At 54.1% G+C, this 11,564-nt stretch carries 11 protein-coding genes; 2 read left to right on the top strand and 9 right to left on the bottom strand.

The genetic code is table 11. The features are described 5' to 3' along the window. Positions 1-18: 18 nt before the first annotated feature. Positions 19-534: a zinc uptake transcriptional repressor Zur gene (gene zur / locus JM656_RS20240; RefSeq protein WP_192613779.1), complete on the top strand. Its 516-nt coding sequence runs from the start codon at positions 19-21 to the stop codon at positions 532-534. 66 nt (positions 535-600) lie between these two features. Here the strand turns inward: zur and JM656_RS20245 are convergent, their stop codons facing one another. The 4 genes from JM656_RS20245 to JM656_RS20260 form a co-directional block, all read right to left on the bottom strand. Next, positions 601-810, bottom strand: coding sequence for a CsbD family protein (locus JM656_RS20245; protein WP_192614421.1), 210 nt, complete (start codon positions 808-810; stop codon positions 601-603). 130 nt (positions 811-940) lie between these two features. Then, on the bottom strand, positions 941-2,266 hold the full coding sequence (gene dinF, locus JM656_RS20250; RefSeq protein WP_203359297.1) for an MATE family efflux transporter DinF: 1,326 nt from the start codon (positions 2,264-2,266) through the stop codon (positions 941-943). 67 nt (positions 2,267-2,333) lie between these two features. After that, positions 2,334-2,942: a transcriptional repressor LexA gene (gene lexA / locus JM656_RS20255; RefSeq protein WP_162381749.1), complete on the bottom strand. Its 609-nt coding sequence runs from the start codon at positions 2,940-2,942 to the stop codon at positions 2,334-2,336. Positions 2,943-3,051: 109 nt separating this feature from the next. Continuing rightward, a complete protein-coding gene (locus JM656_RS20260; RefSeq protein WP_203359298.1) occupies positions 3,052-3,420 on the bottom strand; it encodes a diacylglycerol kinase in 369 nt (122 codons plus the stop codon). Between the two features lie 165 nt (positions 3,421-3,585). On the opposite strand from JM656_RS20260, the gene plsB reads away from it, so the two are divergent. Beyond that, positions 3,586-6,006 (top strand): glycerol-3-phosphate 1-O-acyltransferase PlsB, encoded by a 2,421-nt coding sequence (gene plsB / locus JM656_RS20265; protein WP_203359299.1) that lies wholly within the window; start codon positions 3,586-3,588, stop codon positions 6,004-6,006. Between the two features lie 95 nt (positions 6,007-6,101). Here the strand turns inward: plsB and ubiA are convergent, their stop codons facing one another. The 5 genes from ubiA to malK form a co-directional block, all read right to left on the bottom strand. Continuing rightward, positions 6,102-6,974, bottom strand: a complete 873-nt coding sequence (gene ubiA / locus JM656_RS20270) for a 4-hydroxybenzoate octaprenyltransferase (RefSeq protein ID WP_203359300.1) — start codon at positions 6,972-6,974, stop codon at positions 6,102-6,104. 11 nt (positions 6,975-6,985) lie between these two features. Next, the gene (gene ubiC / locus JM656_RS20275; RefSeq protein WP_203359301.1) at positions 6,986-7,483 is read right to left on the bottom strand and encodes a chorismate lyase; all 498 of its coding nucleotides are present in this window, start codon (positions 7,481-7,483) and stop codon (positions 6,986-6,988) included. A gap of 180 nt (positions 7,484-7,663) precedes the next feature. Next, positions 7,664-8,617: a maltose operon protein MalM gene (malM, locus tag JM656_RS20280; protein ID WP_203359302.1), complete on the bottom strand. Its 954-nt coding sequence runs from the start codon at positions 8,615-8,617 to the stop codon at positions 7,664-7,666. A 113-nt stretch (positions 8,618-8,730) separates the two neighbouring features. Beyond that, entirely contained in the window at positions 8,731-10,047 is a 1,317-nt protein-coding gene (locus JM656_RS20285) for a maltoporin (RefSeq protein WP_203359303.1), read from the bottom strand. Positions 10,048-10,122: 75 nt separating this feature from the next. Beyond that, on the bottom strand, positions 10,123-11,232 hold the full coding sequence (gene malK / locus JM656_RS20290) for a maltose/maltodextrin ABC transporter ATP-binding protein MalK (RefSeq protein ID WP_203359304.1): 1,110 nt from the start codon (positions 11,230-11,232) through the stop codon (positions 10,123-10,125). Positions 11,233-11,564 lie beyond the last annotated feature (332 nt).

Raw genomic sequence — 11,564 nt, forward strand, 5'->3', positions numbered from 1 at the left:
CGTACTCCGGGGTGCCAAATGGAAAAGACCACAACACAAGACCTATTGGCGCAAGCTGAGAAACTTTGTGCGCAGCGCAATGTGCGGCTCACTCCTCAGCGCCTCGAAGTGTTGCGTTTGATGAGCCTGCAACAAGGGGCTATCAGCGCCTATGATCTGTTGGATTTGCTACGTGAAACAGAGCCTCAGGCCAAGCCGCCTACGGTGTATCGTGCGCTTGATTTTTTGCTCGAGCAAGGCTTTGTGCACAAGGTCGAATCCACCAATAGCTATGTGCTCTGCCATCTGTTCGATCAGCCAACCCACAGTTCAGCCATGTTCATTTGTGACCGGTGCGGCGTGGTGAAAGAAGAAAGCGCCGAAGGCGTGGAAGATATTATGCATACGCTGGCGGCAAAAATGGGTTTTGCCCTGCGTCATAACGTAATTGAAGCACACGGATTATGCCCGGCGTGCGTCGAAGTTGAAGCGTGTCGCCATCCAGAAGAGTGCCAGCACGATCATTCGATTCTGGTGAAGAAAAAACCGCGTTAAGCGGGTTGGGCGGCAAAACCGCCCAATGGACTGTACATCCTTGTACTTTCGGGTCACCGCGGCTGATTACCAGCGGTATTTATTACGCGTTTCCCAGTCGCTCACTTCCTTTTCCGCCTTGTCTCTGGCGTAACCGTAACGTTCCTGGACCTTACCGACCAACTGGTCGCGCTTACCTTCAATGACCGTCATATCATCATCGGTCAGCTTGCCCCATTGCTCTTTCACTTTCCCTTTGAACTGTTTCCAGTTACCGCTGACTTCGTCTTTATTCATCATCGAGTCCTCATGATTAGTGGTGATTAGCGATATTGCTTCGCCCAAATACACTACGTTTTCTGCTGGACGTGAGATTAATTGTAGTCAGGGATCCCATGTTCATTTTGATATTCAGAATTTTTAACCATCACACCTGAGCAAACCAGGTTCCATGTCGCCAGTGACGCCGCCAGATCCAGGCCAACGAGAGTCCACGGAGCGCCAGAAAAACGGCTAACGCCAGCCACAGTCCATGATTGCCCAGCCAGGGCAATGCACACAGCGTGAGTGCAAATCCCAGCGCCGCAACGGCCATGCTGTTGCGCATTTCTGCCGCACGCGTCGCCCCGATAAACATGCCATCCAGCAAATAACACCAGACACCGATTAACGGCAACACCACCTGCCAGATAAGGTAGCGATCGGCCAAAAGTTGAATTTGCGGCAACGACGTCAGCAGCGCGATGATGTGTTCGCCCGCCAGGGCATAAACGAGGGCAAACAGCAGCGCCACAATCCCTGACTGCCGACATGCAGCACGCCAGACATCCAGCAACTGGCTGCCGTCACGTGCGCCATACGCCTGCCCGGAATGCGCTTCGACAGCATAAGCAAATCCATCAAGGGCATAGGCGGTAAAGGTCAGCAGGGTCATCAGAACAGCGTTCACCGCAATGATGTCGCTGCCCAGTCGCGCCCCGAGAACCGTGATCGCGCCAAAGCACAGTTGCAGCAACAACGAACGCAGCATGATGTCCCGGTTAAGCGCCAGCAAGCGGCGGAAATTCCCTCGCCAGGCCTGTTTCAGCATCGTGGATGACACGCCGCGCAGTGTAAGGACTTTGCGCACCATCATCAGCCCAAGCAACAACGTGGCATATTCTGCAATCACCGTCGCCAGCGCTGCGCCCTGCACGTTCATATGCAAGCCCATCACCAGCCACAGATCGAGCACAATATTGAGAATGTTGCCGACAACCAGCAGGATCACCGGCGCGCGGGCATACTGAACGCCCAACAGCCAGCCCAGCAGCACCAGGTTCGCCAGCGATGCCGGGGCGCTCAGCCAGCGGATCTCCAGAAAACGTCGCGCCTGTACCAGCACCGCTTCATTTCCACCGACGATATGCAATGCAAGATCGATGACTGGCGTGCGGAACAACGCGATCAAAGCCCCCGCCCCCAACGCCAGAATCAGTGGCTGCACCAGCGCGCGTGCCAGCGCCTGGGGGTTTTTGGCGCCAAACGCCTGAGCCGTCAGCCCGGTGGTGCTCATGCGTAAGAAAAGCAACAGCATGAAAAGAAAGCTGGTTGCCGTTGCGCCCACGGCAACACCGCCCAGATAAACAGGGCTGTCCAGATGCCCAATGACCGCAGTATCCACCAGTCCCAGCAAAGGAACGGTGATATTGGAGAAAATCATCGGTAACGCGAGACGCCAGAGCGCTTTGTCGGAAGAGGTAAAGAAAGGCATGCAGGAAAGCCTGAGAAGGAGTTAAAACAAACAGTGGCGCGAGATGCGCCACTGTATCAAAACAATATTACAACCACTCACCGTTACGGATGACACCGACTGCCAGCCCTTCAATCGTGAAGTTTTGCTCGCGCAGGTCAACCACAATCGGTTTGAATTCACTATTTTCTGGCAGAAGTTCGATTTTATTGCCCTGTTTTTTCAGGCGCTTAACCGTCACTTCATCGTCGATACGCGCCACCACGACCTGGCCGTTACGCACGTCCTGGGTTTTGTGTACCGCCAGCAAATCACCGTCCATAATCCCAATATCTTTCATCGACATACCGCTGACGCGCAGCAGAAAATCGGCATTAGGTTTAAACAGCGACGGGTCGACCTGATAGTGGCCTTCAATATGCTGCTGTGCCAGAAGGGGTTCCCCTGCCGCCACGCGACCTACTAAAGGCAGCCCCTCTTCTTCTTCCACCAGCAGGCGGATACCGCGAGAGGCACCGGAGACAATCTCAATGACCCCTTTACGCGCCAGCGCTTTCAGGTGTTCTTCAGCCGCATTTGGGGAACGGAACCCCAAACGCTGCGCGATCTCCGCACGCGTCGGTGGCATACCTGTCTGGCTGATGTGATCCCGAATAAGATCGAACACCTCTTGCTGCCTGGCCGTTAACGCTTTCATTCCGCCCCCTGGGTGTATATACAGTTATGCTGTGAGTATATACAGTTAAAGGCGATTTTGGAACCACAAGCGGCACAAAAAACAAGAGATTTATCGGATTATGGAAGCCTTATCTAAAATGCGACCACAGCAGGATTCCCCAGGTGATCATCGCGACAAAGATCGACAGCAATACTGCCGCTGACCCCATATCTTTCGCCCGCCCGGAAAGCTCATGGTGTTCAGAGCCAACGCGGTCAACCACCGCCTCAATCGCGCTGTTGAGGATTTCCACTATCATCACCAGCATGACAGAACCAATCAACAAAACACGCGTGATGGCATCCACATCCAGCCAGCAGGCAATCGCCACGCCCAACAGCACAGCAACACTTTCCTGACGAAATGCCGCTTCATGAATCCATGCAGCACGAAAACCTTTCCAGGAATAACCAGCAGCTTTAATAATTCGGGTGAGTCCAGTGGTATTATTAGCCATCAAAAGAACCTTTTTGCATTATCAGCGTCAATGACATTATATCGTTAACCCACAAAATTCGGGTTACAGCGGCGCGAAGTATGACGGGATACACCAGAAATTCGCTAGACTTTCTGATATCCTTGCAGCGCATTTGCATTATTAACCAGAGGCTTTACATCGTTTATGTCTGGCTGGCCACGAATTTACTACAAATTACTGAATTTACCATTAACCGTACTGGTAAAAAGCAAGTCTATTCCGGCGGAACCCGCTCCGGAATTGGGGCTCGATACATCTCGTCCCATTATGTACGTTTTACCGTACAACTCAAAAGCAGACTTGCTGACGCTGCGCGCCCAATGCCTGGCGCACGATCTCCCCGACCCGTTAGAGCCGCTGGAGATCGACGGAACTCTGCTGCCGCGTTATGTGTTTATTCACGGCGGCCCGCGCGTATTCACCTACTACACGCCGAAAGAAGAGTCGATCAAACTCTTTCACAATTACCTCGACCTTCACCGCAGTAATCCAGATCTGGATGTACAGATGGTGCCGGTATCGGTGATGTTCGGCCGCTCTCCGGGGCGTGAAAAGGGTGAGGTAAATCCCCCTCTGCGTATGCTGAATGGCGTACAGAAATTCTTTGCCGTTTCCTGGCTGGGGCGCGACAGTTTTGTCCGTTTCTCGCCTTCCGTTTCCTTACGACGGATGGCTGACGAGCACGGAACCGACAAAATTATTGCCCAAAAACTGGCGCGTGTGGCGCGAATGCATTTCGCCCGTCAGCGTCTGGCGGCAGTCGGTCCTCGTCTGCCTGCCCGACAGGATCTGTTTAACAAGTTGCTGGCGTCAAAAGCCATTGCGCGCGCGGTAGAAGACGAAGCGCGCAGCAAAAAAATCTCCCATGAAAAAGCGCAGCAGAACGCCATTGCACTGATGGAAGAGATTGCCGCCAACTTCTCCTACGAGATGATTCGCCTGACCGACCGCATTCTGGGTTTCACCTGGAACCGACTGTATCAGGGGATCAATGTCCACAACGCAGAGCGTGTACGCCAACTGGCGCACGACGGGCATGAAATCGTCTATGTGCCCTGCCACCGCAGCCATATGGACTATCTGCTGCTCTCGTACGTACTCTATCATCAGGGGCTGGTGCCGCCGCATATCGCTGCCGGTATCAACCTGAACTTCTGGCCAGCTGGCCCGATTTTCCGCCGCCTGGGCGCGTTCTTTATCCGCCGTACCTTTAAGGGCAACAAACTCTACTCCACCGTCTTCCGCGAATATCTCGGCGAGCTGTTTAGCCGTGGTTATTCCGTAGAATATTTTGTGGAAGGCGGGCGTTCCCGTACTGGCCGTCTGCTGGATCCGAAAACCGGCACCCTGTCGATGACCATTCAGGCGATGCTGCGCGGCGGTACGCGTCCGATCACCCTGGTCCCCATTTACATCGGTTACGAGCACGTAATGGAAGTGGGGACTTACGCCAAAGAATTGCGTGGCGCGACGAAAGAAAAAGAGAGCCTGCCGCAAATGCTCCGTGGCTTGAGCAAGCTGCGTAATCTGGGTCAGGGCTACGTTAACTTTGGCGAACCGATGCCGTTGATGACGTACCTGAACCAGCATGTTCCTGAGTGGCGTGAATCTATCGATCCGATCGAAGCCGTGCGTCCCGCCTGGCTGACGCCAACGGTCAATGGTATCGCCGCTGAGTTGATGGTCCGAATTAACAAAGCGGGCGCGGCAAACGCCATGAACCTGTGTTGCACCGCGTTGCTCGCATCCCGTCAGCGTTCGTTAACGCGCGAGCAACTGACAGAGCAGCTCGAGTGTTATCTGGATCTAATGCGCAATGTCCCGTATTCCACCGACTCTACGGTTCCGTCGGTCAGCGCCAGCGCGTTGATTGACCACGCGCTGCAAATGAACAAGTTCGAGGTCGAGAAGGATACCATCGGCGATATCATCATTCTTCCGCGCGAGCAGGCGGTACTGATGACTTACTATCGCAACAACATTGCGCATATGCTGGTTCTGCCTTCACTGATGGCGGCCATCGTGACCCAGCATCGCCGCATCTCCCGCGACGCGCTGCTTGAGCATGTTGAAATTCTCTACCCGATGCTGAAAGCAGAACTGTTCCTGCGCTGGGAGCGGGATGAACTGGCGGGCGTCATCGACGCGCTGATAAGCGAAATGCAGCGTCAGGGACTGATTACCGTCCAGAATGAAGAGCTGAATATCAACCCGGCACATTCCCGTACGCTGCAACTGTTGGCAGCGGGTGCGCGTGAAACTCTGCAACGTTATGCCATCACCTTCTGGCTGTTGAGCGCAAATCCGTCGATCAACCGCGGCACGCTGGAAAAAGAGAGCCGCACCGTAGCTCAGCGTCTTTCTGTTCTGCACGGGATCAACGCGCCGGAGTTCTTCGACAAAGCGGTATTCAGCTCTTTGGTGTTGACCCTGCGTGATGAGAAGTACATCAGCGATACCGGTGATGCGGAGCCTGAAGAGACGATGAAGGTTTATCAGATGTTGGCTAATCTGATCACCTCAGATGTGCGTTTAACCATAGAAAGCGCAACGCAGGACGAGTGATGTTAAAAAGCCGGGTGGCGGCTTCGCCTTACCCGGCCTACGGTTCTGCGCAATAATGTAGGCCCGGTAAGCGCGAGCGCCACCGGGCTTTTTTATCAGAAGTGCCAGTAACTCATCGCCAGCCCCAGAAACAGCACCAGGCCAACATAGTTGTTATTCATAAATGCTTTAAAACAGGCTTCGCGTTCACGGTGCACAATCAGTTTTTGTTGATACACAAACAGGGCGCCAGCCACCAGCAGCGACCAGTAATACCCCAGTCCCAGACCGTTCATCCAGCCAATCAGCGCCATCAAGGCCAACACCCCCACCTGCAGGATGCCAATGATCACCTTGTCATACTGACCGAACAGAATGGCCGTTGATTTAATGCCGATTTTCAGGTCATCGTCCCGATCCACCATGGCGTATTGCGTATCGTAAGCCACTGCCCAAAGAATGTTGGCGAGGAACATCAACCAGCAACTCAGCGGAACTGACTCACTGACGGCGGCAAACGCCATCGGTATCGACCAGCCAAACGCCGCACCCAACACCACCTGCGGTAAATGCGTGTAACGTTTCATGAAAGGATAGACCCACGCCAGAGCCAGCGCGGCGACCGACAGCAGGATCGTCATCGTATTCAGCGTCAACACCAGCAGGAACGCGAGGAGCACCAGAACCACAAAAAGCGCCCGAGCTTCTTTCTCGGTGACTGCACCGCTGGGCAGCGGTCGATTCGCCGTGCGTTTGACGTGTCCGTCAAATTTGCGATCGGCGTAGTCGTTCACCACGCATCCCGCCGCGCGCATCAACCAGACGCCCGCCACAAACACCAACAATATCCATAATTGCGGCATTCCGGGTGTCGCCACCCACAGCGCCCACAGCGTTGGCCAGAGCAGCAGTAAAGCGCCGATTGGCTTATCCGTACGCATCAAGCGGTGAAACGCCAGTAGCTTATTCTGCGTCAGACTCCACTCCATATCTTTTCCTCTCAGTACAACGGCGATGCAGGTAAAAACAATTCTGTCAGCAGGAGCGGCTTTCCGCTCAACCGCAGACGGGAACGACGTCCCCACAGCGCTGCATCGCGACCAATCTCAATAAAATCTCGGGTCAACGTCGATGATGTAAACAGGTAACGCCCGAGCGGGGTTTTACCCAGATTTTGCAACGCCAGCTCAGGGCCGCACAACGTTGACTCCGGCACCACAGTACGCCCGGCAAGCCAGGGTTCGCCATCCGCGCATAACAGAATTTCACGTAGCCAGTAACGGGATTCCGTCGGCAATAGCGGCAGTTCTTCCGCTACTTCATGTTGGCCAACAAACCCTTCCCGAATCATCGTCACGCTCACCTGTTTTCCCTGCTGCTCAAAACGTTTGGTCATGGAATCTTCCAGTAACAGCCAGTCCAGCTGTTGGGAGTCCAGCGCAGGGATCGCGTCAAAATAGCGCAGCGCACGCAGTTGCGTTAACGCAGGGTGTGGCATGCCTTGCTCTCCAGTTCATAACGTGAGGGCATTGTATCGCAGAAAAGAGATTACGGGAGGCGTAAAGATAATTAAGTGAACTGTTGCGCAACAGGAGTGTAACAATTCGCATGGAATGATAAAAAAAGGTGCGTCAGGAGACGCACCAGTTGTTGCAAAATCAGCAATGCGGGGAGACGGTTACCCCTTGCCTTTTACACTGCTGATAAAGGTGGAACGGGCAGATGTGGACCCCAGGCGTTCAGCTTCATCAAGCAGTTTCAGCGCTTTATCCACGTCACCTGCGGCGACGGCATCTTTAATAGCTTTGTTGAAGTAGCTCTCGGTGTCGTTCAGCATGGGTTCACTTTTCTTCGCCGATGCTGGTGCGACGACAGGCGCGGCAGTAACCGCCGCCGGGGCAGCATACGCTGGCGCAGGTGCCGCCGTGTTGCCGACGGTAACCGGACCAGGTGCGGAAGAGCCAAACAGCGGCCCCACCAGCACACTGGAGCTGCTGTTGGTTTTCACTTTCAGTTTCAACAGGCCGTCGGTGGTATGACGCGCGATAGGATCAGGGATATCCGGAATGGCGTTACCGACGCCTTTTGCATATGCCTTAGCGGGATCGAGCAGCGTAGTGGTCTGCTGGAGATCTTTTTCGGTGGTGAAGACCAGAACATAGAGCTTCTGCTGACCCAAGGCTGGCGTGAGACGCATCACCCCTTCCAGGCTATCCGCACTCATCACGCCCGGTTCCTGGTAGGTAAAGTAGCTGCTGGGGAAGAAAGCAGAAGGCGTCATGTTCTGATCAAGAATAAGAACGTTCGGCGCAAATACGCTGGTTTGCTTGTTCACTTCGCTGGTCAGCGTCAGTGTCAGCTCACCAATGTTTGCCGGTACGCTATAGGCGGCAACCGGGCCGCTAATACCAGCGACATCAAGTCGTTGACCGCCGGTGGCAAGTTGTGTGGACTGCGTTTTGCTCTGGTCGACAGGCGTCCAGGTTAATTGTTGTAACGCAGCGGTCGGAATCGCAGGCGCAGCGCTAATGTCTTGCGGAACATAATTCACGTCCGCCAGCGTCACGCCCGGTGCGCTTGCGAACAACCCTGCAGATAAACAAAGGGCAACGAGACTTTTCTTCATTTTCATTGTTATCACCTCAGATAGCTTGGGTTCAGCGGTGGCCAGGCAATAGCGCGCTAAACTCCAGAACAGAGGGGCTTGCGCCCCTCTTTAGGTCTTTACGTCAGATTAGCTACGCATTACCACCAGATTTCCATCTGGGCGCCAAAGGTGACTTCATCATCGTCACCACGGCTGAAGGTTGTGGTGCTGGTGTCGCTAACGGCAACACCATTGTCGTAGCCCCATTTCTCATCCCACTTCGCGTAGGTTGCGAAGAGACGGATTGCCGGACGAGACCAGATGCTGTCGCCAGCCTGCCACTGTTGCGCCAGGGTGATTTTGAACTGGTCGTTGGTATCGTCGGTTTTCTGAGATTTGACGCTGTCGTAACCCACTTCCAGCAGGGTGCTCATGATTGGCGTCCACTTGTACATAGGACGAACACCCACGGTGTACCATTCAGTACCGTTGTCGTTATCCCAGTCGATATTCTGGTACATCGCCACGTACATCAGATCCCAGCTATCGCCCAGAGAGATGGCACCGTGATCGAGAATACGGGTCAGGCTACCGTTGTTGTTGAGGAAGTCCTGATCGTTATCGAAATTACCGAAGATATCCTGGCTGCGGCTACCCTGCGGAATACCTTTACCCTGAGAGGTCATCGCGTCAGTGGCGTACTGCACCACAAACTTGTTGTAGCCTTTCAGCATGCTCTGGGTATGTTCGGCAGTGAACATCCAGCCATCTTTGGTGGCGCCATCGGCAAGGTCATAGCCGTCAGTCGTGTTGGCGCTACCGTAGTCAACGCCTAATTCCAGCGTGCCGCCTGGGTTAATTTCCATACCTGCCAGACGTACGTCGAACACATCGTTCGCGGTGTCTTTCGTGGCGTCATAAACTTCATCGCTACTGAAAGCATAAGAACCGCCCGCTTCCTGAGAACGGGTCGCTGCCAGAGAGAGTTTACCGAAGCCCAGATCGATGTTTTCGATACCCGCACCAGGACCAGAGATATCCCAGTAGTAGAAGTCGATCATATGAACGTCGTGACGTTGGTAGAAACGCTTACCGGCCCAAATGGTTGAGCCTGGCAGCCAGTCAATCAGGTTTTTACCCTGCACGTTCGCTTCACGGAAGGCGGGGCTGGTTGCTTCCCAGTCGTTTTGCTGTGCTACGGAGTAGGCAACGTTAGTGTCGAAGTAGAAGCTCTTATCGCCCTCTTTCCACACTTCCTGACCCAATTTCAATTCCGCATAGGTTTCACATTCGTTACCGAGACGGTATTTACTTTGAGCACCGGTTGCCTGAAAACATTGTTGTTCGCCGCCACTACCCGTCCAGCCAATGCCGGAACGAGCATAACCATGGAAATCCACGGCCATTGCCTGAGCAGACATAACGCCTGCTGCAACAGCAACTGCCAGAGGGAGTTTGCGCAGAGTAATCATCATTCTATCTCCTGAGATCATTGCTTTTCTTTTTTTACACATCGTCTTTCGCAGACTCCGCGTATTTAATGGGAGTGCTTAAACGCCCGGCTCTTGATGCAACCGACGACATGCAGTGCCATCCTCACGGAACAAATGGCAACGCTCTGGCGGCAGGCCGATAGCGAATGTGGCACCCTCTTCTACCAACACCACGTCATTCTGGCGGTACACCAGGTTTTGACGGATGGCGGGGATCTGGATATGAATTTGCGTTTCGTGACCAAGTTGTTCGACGACCTGAACCTCGCCTTCCAGGGTGACATCGGCGATATCACTGGGCAGCAGATGCTCCGGACGAATACCTAAAGACATATTTGCGCCGACCTGAACATCGCGGCTTTCAACCGGCAACCAGACGTGTTGGTGATTCGGCAACTCCACCTGAACCTGATCAATCGCCGTCGCGGTAACTTTCACCGGCAGAAAGTTCATCTTCGGAGAACCAATAAAACCCGCCACGAAGCGGTCTGCCGGATAGTGGTATAACTCCAGTGGTTTACCGACCTGCGCGACGCGACCGGCGTCCAGCACGACAATCTTGTCGGCCAGCGTCATCGCTTCGACCTGATCGTGGGTGACGTAAATCATCGTGCGACCCAGGCGTTTATGCAGACGGGAGATTTCGATACGCATCTGCACACGCAGTGCGGCATCGAGGTTGGAAAGGGGTTCATCGAGCAGGAATACGCGCGGTTCAGCCACCAGCGTACGGCCAATCGCTACACGCTGACGTTGTCCGCCAGAGAGTGCTTTCGGTTTACGTTCCAGCAGGTGCGCCAGTTGCAGCACTTCCGCCACCTGATTGACGCGTTGGTTCATCACCTCTTTTTTGGCACCCGCCAGCTTGAGGCCAAATGACATATTTTCGGCAACAGAAAGGTGGGGATAGAGCGCATAAGACTGGAATACCATGCCGACGCCACGCTCGGCGGGCGGGATGTCGTTCATCCGGTGTTCACCGATGTACAGGTCCCCGCTGGTGATGGTTTCAAGCCCGGCGATCATACGCAGCAATGTCGATTTACCGCAGCCTGAGGGGCCCACGAACACCACGAATTCCCCTTCGTGAATGTCGAGATTGATATCTTTCGATACCACCACGTCACCCCAGGCTTTCGTTACATTTCGCATCTGTACGCTCGCCATGCCCTTCTCCCTTCGTTACAACCTGTCATCGACAGCAACATTCATCATGCCCCGACTATGCGTCATCGATAGGTTGCGTAAATCCTCCACCCCCCGGCTTTTTTATGGGGGAGGAGGCGGGAGGATGAGAAAGCAGGCTCTGAGACCCAGGCTGCATGCTGCTGGGGAATTTCGTGACGTAGCCTGCAAAAAGCAGTGTGTTTTTATGTGCGCCAACACGCATTACTCACATTTATGCAACACAAGTCACATAAAGCGGGGGTGGGGCGTAGTGGCGAGGAGGATGGAAAGAGGTTGCCGTATAAAGAAACTAAGAACCGTTAAGCCACCTC

This window comes from Citrobacter sp. R56, from assembly GCF_016811995.1.
In the GTDB taxonomy this organism is placed as follows: domain Bacteria; phylum Pseudomonadota; class Gammaproteobacteria; order Enterobacterales; family Enterobacteriaceae; genus Citrobacter_D; species Citrobacter_D enshiensis.